At 59.2% G+C, this 20535-nt stretch carries 13 protein-coding genes; 5 read left to right on the top strand and 8 right to left on the bottom strand.

Going from position 1 to position 20535, the window contains the following annotated elements; all coding sequences use genetic code 11:
- Positions 1 to 66: 66 nt before the first annotated feature.
- The 5 genes from AC5S27_RS19130 to AC5S27_RS19110 form a co-directional block, all read right to left on the bottom strand.
- The gene (locus AC5S27_RS19130; protein WP_493936158.1) at positions 67 to 2298 is read right to left on the bottom strand and encodes a GumC family protein; all 2232 of its coding nucleotides are present in this window, start codon (positions 2296 to 2298) and stop codon (positions 67 to 69) included.
- Between the two features lie 122 nt (positions 2299 to 2420).
- A complete protein-coding gene (locus AC5S27_RS19125; RefSeq protein WP_493936157.1) occupies positions 2421 to 3482 on the bottom strand; it encodes a polysaccharide biosynthesis/export family protein in 1062 nt (353 codons plus the stop codon).
- Between the two features lie 185 nt (positions 3483 to 3667).
- Positions 3668 to 4867, bottom strand: coding sequence for a glycosyltransferase family 2 protein (locus AC5S27_RS19120; protein WP_493936156.1), 1200 nt, complete (start codon positions 4865 to 4867; stop codon positions 3668 to 3670).
- A gap of 60 nt (positions 4868 to 4927) precedes the next feature.
- Positions 4928 to 6229 carry a WecB/TagA/CpsF family glycosyltransferase gene (locus tag AC5S27_RS19115; protein WP_493936155.1) on the bottom strand — a complete coding sequence of 434 codons (1302 nt, stop codon included), beginning with the start codon at positions 6227 to 6229 and terminating at the stop codon, positions 4928 to 4930.
- Positions 6230 to 6368: 139 nt separating this feature from the next.
- Positions 6369 to 6629 (bottom strand): helix-turn-helix domain-containing protein, encoded by a 261-nt coding sequence (locus AC5S27_RS19110; RefSeq protein WP_493936154.1) that lies wholly within the window; start codon positions 6627 to 6629, stop codon positions 6369 to 6371.
- 797 nt (positions 6630 to 7426) lie between these two features.
- Here AC5S27_RS19110 and AC5S27_RS19105 point away from each other — a divergent pair.
- The 3 genes from AC5S27_RS19105 to AC5S27_RS19095 are packed head-to-tail and all read left to right on the top strand — an operon-like array spanning position 7427 to position 10976.
- Positions 7427 to 8872: a sigma-54 interaction domain-containing protein gene (locus AC5S27_RS19105; RefSeq protein ID WP_493936153.1), complete on the top strand. Its 1446-nt coding sequence runs from the start codon at positions 7427 to 7429 to the stop codon at positions 8870 to 8872.
- Positions 8873 to 8922: 50 nt separating this feature from the next.
- Positions 8923 to 9474, top strand: a complete 552-nt coding sequence (locus tag AC5S27_RS19100; RefSeq protein ID WP_493936152.1) for a serine O-acetyltransferase — start codon at positions 8923 to 8925, stop codon at positions 9472 to 9474.
- 47 nt (positions 9475 to 9521) lie between these two features.
- Positions 9522 to 10976, top strand: a complete 1455-nt coding sequence (locus AC5S27_RS19095) for an alpha/beta hydrolase family protein (RefSeq protein WP_493936151.1) — start codon at positions 9522 to 9524, stop codon at positions 10974 to 10976.
- A gap of 9 nt (positions 10977 to 10985) precedes the next feature.
- Here the strand turns inward: AC5S27_RS19095 and AC5S27_RS19090 are convergent, their stop codons facing one another.
- On the bottom strand, positions 10986 to 14243 hold the full coding sequence (locus AC5S27_RS19090; protein WP_493936150.1) for a non-ribosomal peptide synthetase: 3258 nt from the start codon (positions 14241 to 14243) through the stop codon (positions 10986 to 10988).
- 278 nt (positions 14244 to 14521) lie between these two features.
- Positions 14522 to 15937 (bottom strand): oligosaccharide flippase family protein, encoded by a 1416-nt coding sequence (locus AC5S27_RS19085; RefSeq protein ID WP_493936149.1) that lies wholly within the window; start codon positions 15935 to 15937, stop codon positions 14522 to 14524.
- A 290-nt stretch (positions 15938 to 16227) separates the two neighbouring features.
- Here AC5S27_RS19085 and AC5S27_RS19080 point away from each other — a divergent pair, with 290 nt between their 5' ends.
- On the top strand, positions 16228 to 17691 hold the full coding sequence (locus tag AC5S27_RS19080; protein WP_493936148.1) for an alpha/beta hydrolase family protein: 1464 nt from the start codon (positions 16228 to 16230) through the stop codon (positions 17689 to 17691).
- Positions 17692 to 18062: 371 nt separating this feature from the next.
- On the top strand, positions 18063 to 19004 hold the full coding sequence (locus tag AC5S27_RS19075; protein WP_493936147.1) for a hypothetical protein: 942 nt from the start codon (positions 18063 to 18065) through the stop codon (positions 19002 to 19004).
- A gap of 193 nt (positions 19005 to 19197) precedes the next feature.
- Here AC5S27_RS19075 and AC5S27_RS19070 read toward each other — a convergent pair whose 3' ends face one another.
- The gene (locus AC5S27_RS19070; RefSeq protein ID WP_493936146.1) at positions 19198 to 20427 is read right to left on the bottom strand and encodes an ATP-grasp domain-containing protein; all 1230 of its coding nucleotides are present in this window, start codon (positions 20425 to 20427) and stop codon (positions 19198 to 19200) included.
- Positions 20428 to 20535 lie beyond the last annotated feature (108 nt).

Below are 20535 nucleotides of genomic sequence, written 5' to 3'. Positions count from 1 at the left end.
CGCTATTCTACGTTTGGGGGAGACGACTACATCGCATGCCAGGGAACGCGGGTGTTCCGACTCGGATCAGATATCTCGGGCGTACATCACATCTTCTTCATCGGCAGGCGTTTTGTCCTTCTCGAAAGGCACCGAGGCAGCCGCGCCCGGTCGCGCGTTCTTGCGTCCCGGCTTCCACCACTCCTGCAGATTCACCCGGTCGGTACGCAGTTCGAACTCGCGCAGATCATGCTTGAGCGCCTCTTCTGCGCGTGCCGGATGTACTTTGTTGACGATCGCGGCCGCACCAGCGACACCCAGTCGCTCCAGCAGACGCGCTGCGCGGGTCAGCCACGCCTTCTTGGTCTTGCCGGCTTCGGCAACCAGCACGGTTACGTCGGCCATGCGAGCCAGATATTCCGTCTCAGCCGATAGCAGTAGCGGTGCCGCATCGATCAGCACAATGTCATATCCAGCAGAAACCGTCTTGAAGCTGTCGAAGACAAAGCTGTTCAACGGCGCAATCCGCGCAGGCAGGTTGTTTCGTCCCGGCTTGACCGTCTGCAACTCCGTGGATGTAGGCGCCGGAGCAGGTACGCCCCCATCACCAAAGGTGACTGGACGCCGCTGCAGCCCCGTCCCTGTCGACACAAAGGCGACCGGATCGTTGTTGCCGGAGGGATCAATCACCAGCGTCTTGCGGCCCAGCTTGGCCAGCATGCTTCCCAGGTTCTCAATGATTGAAGTTGTTCCCGCGCCAGTATTCACGCCGGTAATCACAAACGTTCGCGCACCCGCCAGCCTCGCCGCATGATCCACGCCCGCCGCCAGCCGCAGCGCGCATTCATCAAAGACAATCTGCGTGACTTCGCGATCATCAAACAGCATGCCGATCGGTGCAAAGCCTAGCACTGCCTCGACATCCGTGCCGGTGTAAATGTGCGGATCCAGCAGATCCATAATGATCGCCGTAATCACGCCGGCAATCAGCGCCAGCGGGAAAATCGCAATCAGCAGCGCCACAATCTTGCTCTTCTCCGGCCCAAGCGGTGTCATCGCTGGAGAGAAGATATGCACCGATCCCGGCGAACTGCTTTCGAGTTCCAGATTGCTGATGCGGTCGTCAATCGCCGAATACCGTGCCTGCAACCGTTCCAGATCGGCCTGGATCGCTTCAGCCCGTTGGATCCGCGGAGCCGCATCGTTGGCCTTGGTCGTGCCGCGCATCATGTCAGCCTGTAGCCGCGATTCCACCATCGAAGCTGAGTTCAGAGCCGTCCGTGCCTTCTGCTCCAGCCGGTCAGCTGCAGTCTTGCGCAGCCGGTTCTGCATGTCCGTAAGCTCTTTTTCAATCTGTCCCAGCTGCTCTTCGGTCTGCTTGCGTGCCGGGTTCAGCGGCGTCATTCCGGCAAGCTGATCCAGGAGCGTTGCCCGCTTCTGGCTCAGGTTCGTCTTGAGAGCCATCAAGCCCGGATCACCGGCAACCACTTCGTCCGCTTCTGCATTGAGTGCAGAAGTCGGCGCATTCGGATCACTGGTCTTCAACGAGTTCAACCGGGCTTCAGCCTGAATCCGCTGTTCGCGCGCCGCCAGCAGGTCGCTCTGGAGCTTTGCATTCTCTGAATCGACCAGGTTGGAACCCTTCGCGTCAAACGCCGCAACCCCCAGCCCCTTCGAAATCTTGTTCTGCTCGGCAAGCAGCCCGTCCCGCTCCGTCTCGACCTTCGTCCGCTCATCGCGCAGCGTCTGCAGGCGTTCATCGCGCCCATAGAACTCTTCGCTCTTGGCCTTCTCGATGTAGACCGACGTCACCGTATTGACGATCTCCGCAAGGTGTTCCGGGCGGGGTCCGTCCAACGCAATGGCAACCTGATAAGTCGTACCGATGCGCGAAATGTCCAGCGACTGTTGCAGCCGCTGCACAGCCGACTGCTCCGTTTCACCCGGGTACGCCCACAGGCCCGGAGGCAGCTTCTTCAGCGCCGCCGCCATGATGTCGTACCGGTTGATCGCATGCACGGTCTGCGCCATATACGTGTCGTAAGGCCGCTGCAATTCCTGATCTTCCACCAGCGTCTTCGGCGTCGTCGGCGATACGTAGATCGTGCTCACTGCCACGTAGTTCGGCTTATGCTTGGCAATCACCGCCAGGCCCACGCCAAGCACCAGCAGACCCACCACCAGCGATGCAACAGGGTGCAGGCGGAGGCTCTTCTTCACGTTGATCCGGATAGGGCTCACCTTGGAAGCCGGACGCAGCGGATATTGCGCCGAATTCGGTGTCTGCGGTTCCGCGTTGCTGCTCGGTGTCATATGCATGCGTCGTGATCCTCGGGGGTGTCTGGAGATCGGTTCTTACGTTGGCCGGCATCCCACCGGTTCAGCAGCTTGCGGAGATCTCCAATTCCGCATCGCTTAAAAAGGAAAGCAGTGCGCCAGGATCAGCCAGCGCCCACCAAGGCCGCCAGGCTGACCATCGTAGCCACCGGGCTGATCCGCTGCAGAATCCACGTCGCCTTGTAAAGCCCTGATTTCGGCACAATGATCACATCGCCCGAGTGCAGCGGATACTCCGTCTGGCCCTTCAGCGTCATGATGTCCTTGTACTTGACCTTGTATGTCTTGTTGGTCGAAGGCTGCAGAATCTGGATCTCCGGATTGAAACCGCCACCCTCACCGCAGCACCCAGCCTCGGAAAGAATCGACGTCAGCGTCGAATCCCGCGTCAGAGCAATCGTGCCCGGCTTGCCTACTTCGCCCAGCACCGACACAAACGATTCCTTCGGCTGCGGGATATAAACCAGGTCATTACGCTTCAGCCGCAGATTGCTCAGCCGGTTGCCATTCATCAGCAACTTGCGCAGGTCCACATTGATCGCCTCGCTGTCGCCGCGATAGATGGTACAGGATTCAGGAATACTCGACCCGATATTGGCGCTCGAAACGCCTTCCTTCACAACTGGGACAATCAGCCCGGCGCGTCCAATCGCGTCCAGCAGCGTCGGCGTCTCATCGAACAGGATCTGTCCGGGATGCTGCACATAGCCCAGCACCTGCACCCGGTTCGAGCTGTATTTGTCCACCCGCACCGTCACGGTCAGATCGTTGTAATACGGAGCAAGCGCATCCACAATTGCCTTTTGCGCCGCGGAACGGCTCAGGTCAGCCACATGGATTCCGCCGGCAAGCGGCAGCGTGATACGTCCGTCCGGGCCGATAACTTGTTTACCGGCAGCCGTCAGTTCCGGCCGCCCGGGAAAATCAAGGCTGATCTCGTCGCCCGCCCCAAGCTCATATTCAGCATTCGCCGCAGGCTCAAAGTTTTTCAAAGCCTCTTCCGAGCGAATCGTCAGTTTCGGATCATCAGATGTATGCGGTGTCGCGGTCTCTGGCGCAGCCGGGTCAGGCGTCGCCTGCGCCGCCAGCGAAGCAGAGCCGAACACAACGAGGCTCAACGCCATCGCGCCACAAGCCAGAGATACGGGTGAGAATCGGTACTTCATTGCAACCCTCCGAAGGAGATACCCAGATAGATCCAGATCAACGCTGTTCAAAAGTGGTCCGATACAAGAGATTGTTACTTCTCAATCGGGCGTTGTCTTTACTGACGCGCTACGGGTAGAACAAGTAGCGCCGGGTCTGCCTTCTAACTCGTTAGTATCCGCGAAGACAGTGTTAGCCTCAATCCCTACAAGGTGTTATCTCGCTCCGTACGAACCCATTCCGCCTTCGAACTGGCCCCGCGAATCACCCCGGGAATCATCCATAGCTTCCGCAAAATATAGAGCGGAGACAACGCAAGCAGCTGCAATGACTTCAGGAAATCAGGTCCCACCCACGCCGCCGTGAGCACATGAGCGACCACCACCGCAAGCGCAACACCGGCGTACCAGCGCAGCCAGACCAACGGCAGACACACCGCGACCACAAGCGCGAAAACCCCATAGGCCAGCGGCAACCCGGTCAGATCGCAGAGTGGTTCACAAATCGCAAACCGGCCACCCAGCATCTTGCCCAGCATCGGTAGCGCCAGGTTCCGCGCCGTACCCATGCGGCCGCCTTCCCACCGCGAACGCTGCACCGACTCGCCCGCCCGAGACTCAGGGAAATAGGCCGAAATCACCGCATCATTCAGATACCGCACCCGCTCCCCGGCCATCACCAGGTGCAGGTGGTACTCCAGATCTTCCACCACAGAAAACGCGTCATACGGAACCGCCGTCAGCACCGGACCCCAGATCGCAAACCCGTTCCCCAGAATCCCCGCCGAAAGCCCCAGCCGGTCCCGGCCCCGCGGCCGGACAACATTGAACCCGCGAAAAGCCAGTGCCGCCAACTGCGTGCTGGAGCGTTCCGTGGTGCTCTCCATCTCATATCGGCACTGAACCACCCGGGCACCAGCAGAAAACGCAGCCTGAACCTCAGCCACCGTATTCGGCGTCACCGTCGAGTCCGCATCCACCACCATGACCGCGTCGGCACCCTCTGCCAGAGCCTTCTCGAACCCATACCGCAGTGCGAACCCTTTGCCCTTGGCAGCCAGATCGTTGTAAACAATCGCCTCGCCGCCAGCTTCAGCCGCCCGAGCCGCCGTCCCGTCAGAACAGTTGTGCGCGATCACCATGATCCTCGTGTCGCCACCAGCCCCACTGGCCGCCACCGCAGTCCGCAAACTCGCGACTGCCTTACCGACCAGCAGCTCCTCATTATGCGCCGGCATAACAATAGCCAGATTCAACCCCGCCGTAGCGGCAGTCCTGGCCTTCACACGTCCGCCGGGAAGCCAGTTCGCCAGCGTGACCATCGTCAGTTCCAGCACCAGGGGCAGAGTCGCGGCCAGCAGCACCGCGCCCAGCAATGTCAAGAGTAGGTGAGTCAGAGATGCCAAAGCCGGTCGTTACCTCATATGAGTGGTACCGGTTGCGTGCTCCACGACCCAGGAGACAACTTAACTGCCCGCGCTCGCCGCGAAGGCATCTGGTACCAGGGCCGGGTCTTCGGTTTCCTCCGCCGAGATGATCCGCCGGCAAACATCCTGCAGCAGCTCGATGCGGACGTCTACGTACGCCGTCTCTTGCCCGGTGGATTCCCAGGTCGGAGCAAAACTGGCCAGTTGGCGCTGTTCCGCCTTGGCCGTACGGTAGAGAGCGTCGCTTACCATCGTAGTCGTCATGAAATAGTTATGCAATTGCCCAGTTCGCAGAACCCGCCCTAAATGTCGAGGCAGCTCCGCCAGCCACAATTGCTCCCGCCGCATCCGCATCCGGCTCTCCAGGTAGATCAATGACCCCAGCGACTCCGGACCCATATACCCCGTCTGCGACATGTCCAGCACAATATTCATGCCTTCCCTGTGTGCATCCCGGCTGCAGGCATTGAACTCCGCCAGCGCCGCCCCGGTCAGGTCTCCAATCATCGAGATCAGCTTGGTGTTGCCCACCTGCTGCACCACGATGCTCGATTCGACTCTCTTCGATCGCTTCGGCTGCACGGCAGTCGCGGCAATGTAGCCCGGCAGATGCCGGATCAGGCACACTGCATCATGGAAATAACGCACCGCCAGCCGTTTCGGCTCCTGCACCATCCGGTGCATCCACTCCAATCCGCTGCTTTGCATCCACCGCGGCGCACGCGACAGCGAACCGGCAAGCATATCCAGCGACCCGCCCACACCAATACAGACCGGCACTTTCAGCCGCTCCCGGTGCATCGCAATCCACCGTTCCTGCTTGGGATTTCCAAACGCCACCAGTAGGATCTCCGGCCGGGCCTCTTCAATCCGGCGCAGAATTTCTTCATGGTTCATCCGTTCCAGCGGCTGCGGTGGGGGCGAATACCGGCCCACAATCCGCAGTTCCGGGTAGCGCTGGCGCAGCACCTTGGCCGCCCGCTGCGAGCAAACCTCGCTCGCTCCCAGCAGAAATACACCGTACCCGCGGCGCGCCGAAACATCCGCCAGCCGCTCCACCAGGTCAATCCCGCTTACCCGTTCTTTCAGCGGCGTACCGATCAGCCGGGACATCCAGACAATCGGCATCCCATCCGGAACAACCATTTCACAGGAGCACAAAATCTCCCGCAGCTCCTCGTCCTGCATAGCATTCTTCAGAAAGTCGACATTCGCCGTCGCCACCTGATGAAAGCCACCCTCGCGAATCTGTTCTTCGATGAGAGCAACCGTCTCATCCATCGTTACGTTGTGGAACGGTACACCAAGGACTGCAACAGTCGTACAAGTAGCATTCACCATGTCTTACTCCATCGCGCGGTAAGAACTTCACTTCACTAGCGACACCCCTTCGCTGCAGGAGAGCTATCAGCTCTCCCCTCAGTTCGAGTCGTCGAGATCCCTTGAGTTCCCGGCGATTTCTTCGCTCGGGACCCTGGACCTACTGGTGAAGCGCGAGATGACCGTCTGTGAAGGCGACTTCATCATTAATCTGCATCTTGTAGAACAACCAGTCCGGATCGCTCTGCAGGATCTCGGCAAGATGCACGCGTATATCGCCGGTGGGCTCGCGGAAGCCGTTCATGATGCGGCTCAACGAGGCTTCGTGGATGCCAAGCATGCGCGCCAGGCGGTTTTGACGGATGCCCGTCGTGTACATCCGCAGCTTCAGATTGGGGTAGATGTCTCGATTCAAGGTCACGGTCTCTCTCACTCGTAATAGGCTTTGCAGCATTCTGCGGGGGCAGAGAGGCTGTTACTGACCACGTTGGTATGCAATCCAAGCGCCAAACCCTGCACCAGCCCATTGACAACATATTGTTGATATCGGAACCGCGGAACTTTCCCAAAAAACTTCCATACTTCCCGAACTACGAAAAGATGTGCTGCGTGGCAAGGAAACTAGTTAAAACTTAGGTAAGTTCAATTAGAAAAGTTAAGTCACATTCGCCTAATTTTAGGTAACTTAATAAGTAGGAAAGATACGCATACAGGTAATCTATTTAGGCCGTTTAAAATAGTTACTTACGTAATTTCTGTGCGCGTCTCCCCGTGTCCTTCCTCCGATCGTGCCGGTCGCTCAAGAGTCCAGACCAAGTGCGCCGCTCCCCCGAGGACGGGAATGCACTGGCTCGCTCGCCGGAAAAAAACAACACCATGCACAGGAAACCTCGCAGCTTTCGAGGCTGTCCACTGTTGAGCGACCCGCAGATTCAAGACGCGATCCCGCCCCAAGCCCGCCGCGATTTGGATTGCCTAACCATTCTCAGTCCACGTATACTCCAAGCAATCTGCCGACCCACTTGCACTCGAACACCTGAGGGGAAGAGTGTCGGTGGCGGTTCTCGCTTCAGGGGCTTGAAACAATTTGTTTCCCGCGCGGACAAGGGATCCGCGAAACTGCCGGATAGTCCGGGCATCAGGGAATCGTCCGCCAGTCAGGCGAAGCCTCGCCTCAGTATCAGTGTTGTGTTGGGCATACGGAGAGGTCACGGATTCATGGGCGGGCACATCGTTCTGGTTGTACAGAACTCGCAAATGCACGAACAGCTGGTCCAGAGTCTGGCCGCTGATGGATATTGCGCCCTCTGTTTCCTCTCCGCCGAAGAGGCAATCGCCTACCTGCGTGAACCCTTTTGCCCTGCCGGCGTCGTCGTTTTCAATGTGTTGATGCGCCGCCAGAGCGACTATGCCGCCATCGCCGAACTCGGCGGTCTCCGTCCTGAACTGCAAATGCTGTTCGCAGCTCAGGAACGCAGTCCCTTGCCGGAAGCTCTCCAGCGGGCTGGCCGCACCGTTCGCGTCCTCGACAAGCCCCTCAACCACCCTGACTCCGTAGCCATCCTGCGCAAAGTCATCAAGTCATCCGCCTGGGCGGCCCTGCAATCCGCGGCCGAGACCACCGCCGAGCAGACCGGCACCGTCCTCCCTTACTCAGAGGAGTTTCTCCGCCGCGTCGGCATGGCCGAGGTTCCGGTCCTGCTCAGCGGCGAAACCGGCGTCGGCAAGGAAGTCATGGCCCGCCGCCTCCGCGCCTACTCCCGCCGTGCAGACAAGCCGTTCCTCAAGCTCAACTGCGCCGCCCTCCCGCCTGAACTCGCCGAAAGCGAACTCTTCGGTTCCACCAAAGGCGCATTCACAGGAGCCACAGCCGACCGTCAGGGCCGCTTCGAAACCGCCCAGGGCGGCACCATCCTGCTCGACGAAATCGGCGACATGGACCTCCGCCTCCAGACCAAGCTCCTCCAGGTCCTCCAGGACGGCGAAATCCAGCCCCTCGGCAGCAACCGCACCATCCGCGTCGATGTCCGTGTCATGGCCGCCACCCACCGCGACCTCACCCGCGCCATCCAGGAAGGAACCTTCCGCGAGGACCTCTACTACCGCCTCAACGTAGTCAAAATTGTCATCCCACCCCTGCGCGAACGTCGCGACGAGATCCTGCCCCTGGCCGAAACTCTCCTCGCGCGTCATCTTGCCCAGGGCCAGAAAGCCCCCGCCATTCGCGACGACCTCAAGCAGTTCCTGCTCGACTATCAGTGGCCCGGCAACGTCCGCGAGCTCGAAAACGTCATGCGCCGCTTCCTCGTCTACCAGGACGCAGCCCTGATCATGCAGGAACTCCGCGACTCCGCCAACGAAATGCGCCAGGGCCCCGCGCTGGCCAATCTCGCAAACTTCCCTGAGACCCCAGGTTTGGGCTCACCAGGCTCCCGCGAAGCAGAAAAGCCCGAGGATCTTCGGCTACCCGACAGACTCGACCGTCTCGCCGAAGCCTCCCGCATCGCTGAAACAGAGCTGCTCTTGAACGCCCTCGAAGCCAACCGCTGGAACCGCCGCCAGGCCGCTGCATCCCTGCAAATTGAGTACAAAGCCTTCCTGTACAAGTTGCAGAAGTACGGCATCGTCGAGTCTAAGGTCAAACGGCGCGATATGAGCGCCTGATTTCCGATAAAATCCGGTTGGCCGCATACAGCCACACCAAGGGAGCAAGCGTGTTCGACAACCTCCGCGAAGACTGGCGCACCTACGACCGCGAATGGCAGCGCCAGGGCCTCTGGGTCATGGTCGTCTACCGCTTCGGCAACTGGCGTTATGGCATCCGCAACCGCATCATCCGCCTGCCCTTTTCCATCCTCTACAAGTTCCTCAAGCTGCTCTCTGAAATCCTCACCGGCATTGATCTTCCATGCGAAGCCAAGCTCGGCCGCCGCTTTCGTATCGACCACTTCGGCGGCATCGTCATCAGCGGAGACGCCACCTTCGGCGACGACTGCGTCATCCGCAACGGTGTAACCGTAGGTCTGCGCCATACCGGCCAGCGCGGCGCACCCGTCATCGGCGACCGCGCCGACATTGGTGCCGGAGCCAAAGTCCTCGGCGCCATCCGCATCGGCGACGACGTCGCCATCGGAGCCAACGCCGTCGTCATTACAGATGTGCCTTCCAATTCCATCGCCGTCGGCGTCCCCGCCAAGGTCCGCCCCCGCAAGCCCCAAACCCCCGCTGCCAGTTCAGACTTGGAAAGTCCGCGCACTGCGGTGTAGTCTTAGAACTGAATTCCCCCAAATTCAAATCGTTCCAAGCAGGAGTCATGCGCCCGTTTGAAATCCTGAGCTGCCTTCTCGAGATCGCAGCAATGTCCGTCATGCTCTTCGCGCCCGCCCGTCTTCGCGCATTACGCATCGTCTGCTTTTTTCTGGCAATCGCCCTGCTCACACAGGTCTTCTACGAAGGCCCGCACTGGCAGCTCAATCCCCTTTATCTCGCTGGATTTCTGCTGATTGTCTATGCCATCGCTGGCGCCCACTGGCGCCGTTGGGCCTTCCTGACCATAGGAATCGGCTGCTACCTTCTCGTCGCAACGTCAATCGTCTTCTGCTGGCTCCTCCCCATGTTCCACCTGCCTCGGCCCACTGGCCAGTTTGCCGTAGGCACCCGCATCTTCCACCTCGTTGACACAGCCCGCAAGGAAGACAACGGCCCCTCGCCCAGCGGCAACAGGGAACTGATGGTTCAGGCCTGGTACCCGGCAAATCCCTCATACTTCGCCCGCAAAGCTGTCTATCAGCGCCGCAAGGAAGTCACCGATCGCGCAGCCTATCGCTCCGTCCTAAAGACCAACTCCTATGAAGACGCTCCCGTCCACCCCGCCGGCCCCTATCCGGTGCTTATCTACAATCCAGGCTGGAACGGCGAACGTTCCGAAGGTACCTACCAGACCGAAGAGATGGCCAGCCACGGCTTCATCGTTGTCGCCATCGACCACACCTTCTTCGGCGGCCTCGTTGAGTTCCCTGACGGCCGCGTCACCGACTCCCGCAATGCCCCCAACATAGGCAACTTCGAACACACCAGCGTGGAAGAGCAATGGGCTCTCGGCGGCAAGTACGTCCACATCGAAGCCGACGACGACACCTTCGTCCTCAACCAGCTCGAAGCCATGAACAAGGACCCCAACAGCCCGCTCTACCAGCAAATGGATATGTCCCGTGTCGGCGTGATGGGCTTCTCCATCGGAGGCGCAGCCTCAGCTCAGTTCGCGCTCCAGGACCCCCGCGTCAAAGCCATCCTCAACCTCGACGGCTGGGAGTTCGGCGACATGCGCGACCATACCCTCGCCAAGCCCATGATGGTCATCTACGAAGACAAGAAAGGCGTCCTTCCCGAACAGCCCAGGGACGCGGCTGACACCCCCGAGCGTAAGAACTGGCAGTTCTCCATCGAGGACTACGACCACGTCACCAGCAGCATGAAGCAGCACGGCGGCTACTTGCTCTTCATCGCCGGCACCCACCACATCGACTTCACCGACCGCTCGCTCTTCTCGCCCATCGAGGCCTGGACGCCACGCGGTACGGTAGCCCCCCGCCGCGTTCACAGCATCGTGAACGCCTACGCGCTCGCCTTCTTTTCACATGTATTGAAGGGAACTCACGAGCCGTTGCTCGAAGCCGCCCCCGGCAATCCAGGCACAGGCAACACCGGCTCATTCAAGGAGGTCGAGTACCAGCACTTTGACGGCGGCGTTCCTGTCACCCTGCCCTGAGGAAGACGCTTAATTCTGAAACATTGCGCTTTCAGACGTTTGCAACTCATTCTGCAAACGGCGCGCTAGGCTCGAAATGTGAGGCTTCTTGAACATCGACACGTGATCGCCCGGCACAAAGTCTACCTTAACCCCGCCCTCGGCAACCGTCTGCCACCCCAGCGTCTCGTCCGCTTCGGCAAAGTTCGGCACATCCTTCGCGCGATACAGGTTCAACCGGCCAGGATACGTGCGCCCATACGAATCATCGGTAGCGATCATATTCGCGTACACACTATTGAAGGCGGCTTCAGATAAGGAGAGCCCAAACCGCTTCTGCAGCCACATCATACTGCGATAGTTAGCCGTGTAATACGATTCCACCGCAAGATCCCAGTTCCGCTCTGCCGCTTCAAAAAGGTAAGTGAACTTCTCTGCCCACGGAAGGCTTCCGAGACGTCCAACGTGATACAGGAACTTCGTCCAACTCCGCTTCAGCCAGAACTTGAATCCTTGCGGAAGCTTGAACCCGGGCCGCTCCGCATCAAAAAGAGCCACCATCCCGACCTCACGGCCAGATTCGCGCAACTGCCGCGCAATCTCGACAGTCAAAGTTCCCGCCGCACACCAGCCAGCCAGGTATACCGGGCCATCCGGGCACACTTCCGTAATTTCCTTCGAGAACTGTCGCGCCCGCTCATCCACCGACATCGGCTCGCGCTCATTGGCCATCTCGCGGACACCGTAAATCGGCCGATCCTCTTCCACAATGTCCAGCATTGCGCCATACAGCAGATAAGACTGCACCACAAAGATCGGCGCAGAACGCCCCACCGGCCGGATCGGCACAATCACGGAGGGCTTGATCCCATGCTGAATCACCCTTGCCAGTTCTCGCACCGTCGGCGCGTCAAACAGCAGCGTAATCGGCAACCGGACTTTCAACTCCCGGTCAATCCGCGAGAAGAGCCGCACCGTGAGCAGCGAATAACCCCCATAGCGGAAGAAACTGTCCGTGACGCCGATCGCCGGGTTCCGCAACACCTCCCGGAAAATGCTCAGCAGTTTAGCCTCGAGCTCGTCCGAGGCTGCCGCCGACTGTGGCGTCTCTTGCGCCACCTGCCCCGGCACTGACTCAGGCACAGGCAGAGCCCGCCTGTCGACTTTGCCGCTCGCCGAAAGCGGAAATGCCTCCAGCGTCACCACCATCGAAGGCAGCATGTACTCCGGCAGCGTTTTCGCCGCATAATCCCGCAGCTCAGCCGCCCCCGGCAACTGCCCCGCCGCAATCACGTAAGCCACCAGCCGCGGCTCACCCGGAATATCTTCGCGCAGCACCGCCACCGCATCGTGAATCGCCGGATGCGACCGCAGCGTTGACTCAATCTCGCCCAGCTCGATCCGGAATCCGCGCAGCTTCACCTGGTGGTCCAGCCGGCCATAGAACTCAAACTGGTTTCCCCGTGTCAACCGCACAAGATCGCCGGTGCAAAAAAGCGTCGCGTCAGGATCAGGCCCCACCCGATCCCTCACAAACCGCTTCGAAGTCAGCTCCGGCCGTACCACGTATCCGGGGCTAACCCCTATTCCGCCAATGTACAACTCGCCCGGAACTCCCGGCGGCACAGGCTTTCCACCCTTGTCCATGACGTAGAAAGTGGTGCTCGGCATCGGCGGTCCGACCGGCACAATTCCGTCTTCCAACTCGATCTTCAGCACTGCCGAGTAAATCGTCGTCTCGGTCGGGCCATAGCAATTCCAAAGTTCGCCACCCAGTCGGATCAACTCATTGCACAACTCGCGCGGAATCGCCTCACCGCCCGATATCATCTTCAGCCCGCGCTTCCCCCGCCAGCCGGAAGTCACCAGCATCCGCCAGGTCGCAGGCGTCGCCTGCAGGCAGGTGATGTCGTGCTCCTGGAGCAGGTCTGCCAGCCGGAACGGGTCTACCGAGTCACTGCGGCTCGCCAGCACCAGGGTTCCGCCAGTACAGATCGGCAGGAACATATCCATCGTTGCAATGTCGAACGAAATGGGTGCCACAGCCAGCGTCCGGTCAGTCTCAGTCGCGCCTGGCTTCTTCGCCATGGAGCAGATCAGATTCCGTAACGACTTGTGCCGGATGCTCACGCCCTTCGGCTTGCCCGTCGTTCCCGAGGTGTAAATCGTATACGCCAGGTCATCCGGCTGGATCGCTTTCATCTGCGCAACAAGCCCGGCGTCTTTCGTCCGGCGGCTATCCAGTTGCAACTGATCCACCCGCAGAACCCGCAAAGTGGATGCTTCCGGTGTCTCGAGCAGCGAAGACTCCAGCAATCCGGCAATCTTGCTGTCCGAAAGCAGCGCCACCGGCGCACACTCTTCCAGAATTCCCAACAGCCTTTGGCTCGGATTGTGCGGATCCAGCGGAACGTAATACGCGCCAGCCTTCAGCACCGCCAGCAGGGACATCGGCAGATCAACCGACCGCTCCATACAGACCGCCACAGCCCGGTTCGGTCCCGCACCAGCCGCAATCAGTTGCAGTGCCAGTTCCGTGCTCCGCTCACACAGCTCGCGGTACGAATATTTCCGCCCACCGCACGCAACCGCCGTGATTTCCGACCGGCGGCCGGCCTGCACCGCAAACAGCCCCGGCACCGTGGCGGCCCCAGGAAACTCAGTCTCTGTCTGGTTGAGTGCCGCATAGAACGTGCGTGCTTCTTCCTCGCTCCACAGCGGCAAATGCGTCACCGGAATGTCAGGATTCGCCACCGCGCCATTTGCCAGCGAAACCAGATATGCCAGCCATTTCTTCAGGGTCAAAGCCTGCCAGAGCCCGATCGGGCTCGTCAGCTTCAAGTGAAGTCCGATCTCCGTTACTTCAAGATGCAGACCGCACGCCATGACAGGAGCCGCGTCCGCACCGTCAGCCCGGAATTCATACTGCACCGACTGGTCAGTAACCTGAGTACCTCTGGTTCGGCTCGCCGCCTGCTTCACAACTTCCCGAAACGAGCTGTCGCCTTCCAGATTGAACTGAACGAATTCTCCAGGGCCGACCCAGATTGCCACCACATCCTGCCGTGTCAACCGGCTCAGCAGGCACGCAAACGAGGTCAGCAGCAGATCCGCAACCGTGGTTCCAAGCCCCTCAGCCGCGGATGTCAAAACACGAATCTCTTCCAACGGAACGGAGCGGGCCGCGTCCTGGTTCGGCGCTGGTACAAGTGTCAGACCTGCTCCCTCATCCGGCAAAAACCGGATCAGCGGCACATCTGCACTTCGCTTCTGAAATTGGAGAGGCAACGAATCTAGTCCTTGAAGTCGTAGTAGTCAGAAAAACAAACTGTGACATAAGAATTCGGGAAGTCTCTATGCTTTGCAAGCACAAACTCGCGACTTACATCATTCTTACCAAATTCCAGGAGCGAATTACACTCCACGCTGCCTTTTCTTCTCGAACGGGATCGAGGAGCATTGTCTTGAGAGAATCGCATTCATTCCTCTGTTCGATGCGAATCCAGTGCTCTGAGTTTGCTGCCGTATCTTCTCCATGGCGAAATGAGCTACAAAATCGTCCGTGATCAAGGATGCAGACCGGGGAAGGGAAGCCCCAGTCCGAACAAGTGCCGAATACCCATGCCTGCCGCTAGTGTCACCACGAAGAAAGCTGTCATGTACGCATCTTGGCGCAGCATTCCCAAACCCTGGCGCTGCGAAGCATACACATTCACGAAGTACATCGGCAGATCGCTGATCGCCACCGCAGCCACCGCCCCCGCCAACCCAAACTGCATGTACCCGATCGGCAGCAGGGTAAACAGAGCAATGCAGTACAGCAGATAGCCAAATGCGTTGTAATGCGCCTTCTGCAAGGAAAAAATCGCCGGCGTAATCGTGTTGTAAAGCAGCGTGTGCCACAACCCCAGACCAAAGATTGCAATCATCCAGGCCGCATCGTGATAGATCGGCCGGTACACGTGAAGGATGAACAGATCACCCAAACAGATCGTGCCGGTAAGCAGCACAGCGCCCGCCGCCAGCACCATCATGCGGTACTTCAAAATCACCAGCCGAAACTCAGGCCGGGGATGATGCGCAAACTTCGCAATGAAGGGAAAACCCACCTTCGAAGAAAACATCTGGATGATCTGCCGCGGCAAATCGGAAAGCGAAAAGGCAATCCCATAGATACCCAGAATCGTCAGAGCTGTGGCTTGCGGCAGAAGTTTCGGCAGCATCAGCCGGTCAGACTGATTCGCAAGATAAGTCAGAATCGTCCCAATCAGGATCCAGCGTCCAAAGCTGATGAGCGACTGAATGGACTTCTTTTCCAGGACAAACCGCGGTTTGATCCCCTCTGGAATCAGCCAGTAGGTGCAGGCAGTCCGTACCAGCTCGGAAACGATTCGCCCTATAGCGAGAGCCCATACCGTTGGCGAGTAGCGCGCCCACAGGAACGTCACCCCGAACAGCACCACCTGCGAGATCAACTCCATCAGCGAAGACCGGCCTACGCCAAGATTGCGCGAAAGCACCAGCAGCTTCGGCGAACTGAATCCGCCAATGACGCATCCAAATCCCACGACCGGCAACAGCCAGATCAAAGATGGTTGCCCATAAAAATGCGCCACCGGCCACGCCAGCACCACCGTCACCAGCCAGACAGCTATCCCGCGCAACACCTGGATCGTCCACGCCGTGTTGATGAAGACCTCTTCATCCCCACGCGGATTCGCAATGACGCTGTCTTCGAGACCGATATGTGTAAACAAGGTAAGACCCACAATCACCGTCGTGATCAGGGTCATCAAGCCAAACATGCCCGGCGCGTAGTAGCGGGTCAGCACAATGCTGCTGCCCATGCGGATCGCCAGAGCTAGACCATAAAACGCAACGACGTAATACGTACCCTTGAGCGCGCGTGACTCCAGCGACTTGAACTGCGCTTCGTCGCGGCTCTCTTCAGTAAGTTCGTCGACTTCTAAATCAACACTCATAGGATGAATTCGCTATCATGGCCTTGCCGTGAGGGGACAAAGATATCCCCGGCTATGCTGTACAAAAGTGAACAAACATTGGCGAATGTATCGGCAAAAGCTTGCGGCGCGATACTCCGAACCGCCAGGGGGATAGCAGTTCAACCCAAGTATAGCCTGTGGTCTCTTCGCCAAAACCCTTCGCTGCCTCGGAAGTTGTACACCCTTCCCGCTTAGTCGTAAGCCCGTCCCATATAGATCTTTCCATGTGCTACGCTCAACTCAAATCAGACAAAGAAGCAGAGGCTCACATGCGCACCCTCGAAGGTCTCATCGTTGTACTTAGTATCCCGGCACTCGCGTGGACCCTCTTCGCACGCCGCGCCTGGCCTCTCTGGCTGCGCCTCATCACGCTCCTCGCCGTCCTGCTCGTTCCCATCCACCTCTGGCTGGAGCGGCCCCACTGGCAGATGGGCCCCATCTATCTCGCCCTCGCCATCATCACGCTCATCCTGGTCTTCCAAAGTGCAAATCGCCGCACCCCCCGGCGCGCCTCCATCCTCCTCGGCATCTTCGCCACGCTCTCCATCGCAGCCGGACTCGCCATCTGCTACACCCTCCCCATGTTCCACCTGCCCAAAACCACCGGCCCCTACCCCGTAGCCACCCGCACCCTCTACTTCATCGACCCCAGCCGCAAAGAGATGCATCCCCACACTCCCCCCGGCCAGCGCGAAGTGGTCGTCCAGATCTGGTACCCCGCCGCGTCAGCAGAAGGCCCACGCGCCTTCTACCGCCAGCTCAAAGAGTGCGAACCCCGCTCCCGCTACCAGTCGATCCTCAAAACCGCCAACATCCAGGACGGCCCCTTCGCCGCCGGTACATTCCCCGTCATCCTCTTCAACCCCGCCTGGCGCGGCTTTAAAAACCGAAGCACCTTCATCATGCAGGAGCTGGCCAGCCAGGGCTTCGTCGTCATCGGCATCGGCCATCCATGGAACGCCTCCATCCTCCAGCTCCATGACGGCTCAATCGCGGACGGCCGCAACCAGCCCGACCTCGGCGACTTCAAGTCCCAGCCGCTCCTGAGTTTCGAGGAACGCATGGCCCTTGCCAACAGCGAAATCCGCATCCAGACCGACGACGACAAGTTCCTTCTCGATCAACTGGAGCCGTTAAACCACTCCCCGAGCAGCCCGTTCTACCAGCACCTCGATCTCACCCACGTCGGCACCTTCGGCCACTCCATCGGCGGCTCGACCTCCGCCGAGCTCGCCAAGGAAGACCCCCGCGTCCTCTCCGCCGCCATTCTCGACGGCGTACTCGACGGCCCCGTCGGCGAATCCGGCCTGCCCAAACCCCTCTTCCGCCTCAAAGCCAACCTCCAGGGCCTGCCTCCCGGCAGCGAAAACTCCCCGGATCCAGGCATCCGCATCCGCTTCCAGATGGGCAAAGTCGGCGAAGCCAACCTCCTCCATTCCTGGGAAACCTACGGCGGCTACAATGTCATCATCGACGGCATCGGCCACGAAAACTTCGACGACAAGGGCTTCTTCACGCCCTTCAGCCGCCTCTCCGGCGTAGGCCCATTGGCCGTCCCACGCGCCGCCGAAATCATCAACGCCTACCTCGTCGCCTTCTTCAAGCAAACCCTGAAAAACGAGCCTCAGCCACTCCTCTCCAACCCCCAGCAACCCTACCCCGAAGCCATCAAGTTCCAAACCTGGCTCGCCCACCCAGTCACAACCCAGCCAGCCCAACCGCCAACCAAGTAGCCTTATGTCTGAAGCTGGCTGACAGGCCGTCTTTGAGGTAGGCCGGGGATTTATCCCCGGCATAAAGCGAGCAAAATCAGCTGGGCTTTAGCCCCTGAGGTACGCATTTCGCTCCGATCTGAGTCCTGTACTACTTTCGCTGGCGGCGAAGATGCCATGTTGTTAAGAACTACATGCGGGGTCACCACCAAGTAACCAAAGAACTACACACTTTTGGTGCAGATTTCCTCCCACCTTCGTCCCTCGAAACGGCAATTTTTTCATTCACATGCGTGCTAGCCTGATTAAGAAGCAAAGACAACAGAAACCATTTGTCCATCGTCTTAGCACTGCGATAGATTGCACTTATCCCCAATGCCTTGGGAGGATGTATGAACGCCACAGCCGTAGCCGAAGAAACTAAAAAATCCAGCACCGTCGCCGCGTCCACAGGGAAGAAGCCTGTGACCACTCCTATCTTCGACGCGACCAACCCCGGCTGGAAAAAAGACTTCGATGAACTGCCCTTCGAGTTCAAGCACTGCTTCACCGAAGATCACCCGATGTTCGAGTTCCCGCGCATCCGCCAGATTCTCGATCATCCGGAGCTCAAGCACCACGCCTACTACGATCACGGCGAAATCATCATCGGCCAGCGCTGGAAAGAACTCCCCGAGCGCAAGCTCACCTCCCACGAGGTCTACGACAACATCCTCGAGTCCCGCGGCTGGATGATGCTCCGCCACCTCGAAAAGGATCCCGAGTACAACGAGCTCCTCGAGCAGTGCCTCAAGGAAATCAAGCACCTCACCGGACGCGAAATCGACCAGGACAAAAAGAGCCAGGAAGCCATCATCTTCTTCACCTCGCCCAACCGCACCACCGCGTATCACATCGATCGCGAGTGCAACCTGCTCATGCAGGTCCGCGGTCAAAAAGAGATGAACATCTTCGATCGCAACGACCGCGACGTCACCCCGGAAACCGAGCTCGAACTTTTCTGGTCCAAAGACAACAACGCAGGCATGTACAAGCCTGAATTCCAAGACCGCGCCTTCGTTTACCAGATGCGCCCCGGCACCGGTGTCCACATCCCGGTCAACTCCCCACACTGGCTCCGCACGCCGAACAACATCTCCACCTCCTTCAGCGTCAGCTACCAGTACAAGGACACCCGCCGCAAGCACGTCTACCAGGCCAACTACTACCTGCGCAAAATGGGCATCAACCCCACGCCTCCAGGCAAGTCAGCCCTGCTCGACAACACCAAGCGCGCCGCAGTCTCAGCAGGCTTCGCCGGCAAGAACCTCATCAAGAAACTAAAAGGCAAGTAAGCCAAAGTAAGCTCCAAACAAAAGGGCATCGCGAACTTCGCGATGCCCTAAGCTTTTGCTCTTTTGTTTGTCATTCCCGAAGGGAATGCGCTTCTGCCGTTGCTCTTGCTTTTCTTTATGTCATTGCCAAAGGGAATCCGCTTCCAGACTTCTATTCCCTATTCCCTATTCCCTATTCCCTATTCCCTATCCCCTAGAACCTAACCTCATCCATCCGCTTCATCACCCGGAAGTGATGGTAGACCCGGCTAAGCCACTGCCGCTCCGGCCATGGCTTCCGCATCAACTCCAGCACCAAATCCGGCTCTTCCCACGGAACATCATGATACCCTCGCCGCAGATAAACGCTCGCCGGATTCCACGTAAAAGTCTGCGGAAAGAAAGCCACAGTATCGCCCTGGATACACGCATCCTCCGCCGGCAACACAACAGCCTCGCCCTTCAGCTGCGCACTGATAAGCCCAGCCAGATCTCCCTGCCCGGCAACCATCAGATGCCCCAGCTGCGTGCATCGCGGATTCAGCTCAATCAGGTAAGCCGCACCCGTCGCATCCTCAAGCATGAAGTCCAGTCCATGGAACCCGCTCAGCTTCAAATCTTTCGCCAGCAACCGCGCCGCCCGCTCAATCTCTGCATTGCGCACGATCCGCACCACCGTCGCCGCGCCCGTCGCACCCTGCGCCGAAAGCACCTCCACGGTCACACTGCCCAGCACTTCGCCTTCCCAGCACGCAAACATCGTATTCGCCGGCCGCCCAGCCACAAATTGTTGTGCCGTAACGCTAGGAGTCTCCCGCTTCCGCCACGACCACAGCGCCAGCGGATCGCGATTCACCAGGAACCGCTTCCACGCAACTCCCGCGGTCATCGGCTGCGATAGCTTGCGAAACGCAGCCGCCGCCTCCGCCTTCGACCGGGCAATCGCCACACCCGAACCGCCCCACGTCCCGTCGAGCTTCAGCACCGAAGGTTCGTTCTCGGCAAGGAAGTTCAGATCGGCCTCGGCACCAATCGTCCGTGTCATCGGCACACGGATCCCCAGCCTTGCCGCCTTCTGTAAGAAAGCCCCACGGCTGCGAATCGTCGCATAGGCTTCACTCCCACCCAGCGACTTCTCAATCAACGGCCGCAACTCCGGCACCCGCGCATGCAACTCGTGCAGTTGCCAAACCACCCCGTCATCTCCAGGCACAATCAGGTCCGGCCGCGCCTCGGCAATAGCCTTCCGTAGCGACCCAACCGAGTCCAGCCCTTGGTAGGAATAGGTCGCCGCCACACCATGCATAAAGCGCAGCGGATGCCCCGGCGGGCACAGCGCAGATACTCGGCAACCATGGCGAATCAGCGCCATCGACAAGCGCGCCGAAAGCGGCCACCACATCGTCGCACACACCAGCACCATCGGTTGTGATCGTTCGTTCAATGGACCCACATTTCCGTTGATGCGATTTTGGGTAGCCGGTAAATCATACTAAATCCTGACCATGGCTCTTCACATCGCATCCACGGTCCGGTTCCACCGCAACAGATC

The organism is Acidicapsa borealis (assembly GCF_059115245.1).
Note: the sequence above shows the minus strand (reverse complement) of the source record. Positions and strands in the feature narration are given on the sequence as shown.

Excerpts from the sequence above, each read along its gene's own strand:
- AC5S27_RS19130 (WP_493936158.1), bottom strand. The coding sequence starts at position 2,298 with ATGCATATGACACCGAGCAGCAACGCGGAACCGCAGACACCGAATTCG.
- AC5S27_RS19125 (WP_493936157.1), bottom strand. The coding sequence starts at position 3,482 with ATGAAGTACCGATTCTCACCCGTATCTCTGGCTTGTGGCGCGATGGCG.
- AC5S27_RS19115 (WP_493936155.1), bottom strand. The coding sequence starts at position 6,229 with ATGGTGAATGCTACTTGTACGACTGTTGCAGTCCTTGGTGTACCGTTC.
- AC5S27_RS19105 (WP_493936153.1), top strand. The coding sequence starts at position 7,427 with ATGGGCGGGCACATCGTTCTGGTTGTACAGAACTCGCAAATGCACGAA.
- AC5S27_RS19095 (WP_493936151.1), top strand. The coding sequence starts at position 9,522 with ATGCGCCCGTTTGAAATCCTGAGCTGCCTTCTCGAGATCGCAGCAATG.
- AC5S27_RS19085 (WP_493936149.1), bottom strand. The coding sequence starts at position 15,937 with ATGAGTGTTGATTTAGAAGTCGACGAACTTACTGAAGAGAGCCGCGAC.
- AC5S27_RS19080 (WP_493936148.1), top strand. The coding sequence starts at position 16,228 with ATGCGCACCCTCGAAGGTCTCATCGTTGTACTTAGTATCCCGGCACTC.
- AC5S27_RS19075 (WP_493936147.1), top strand. The coding sequence starts at position 18,063 with ATGAACGCCACAGCCGTAGCCGAAGAAACTAAAAAATCCAGCACCGTC.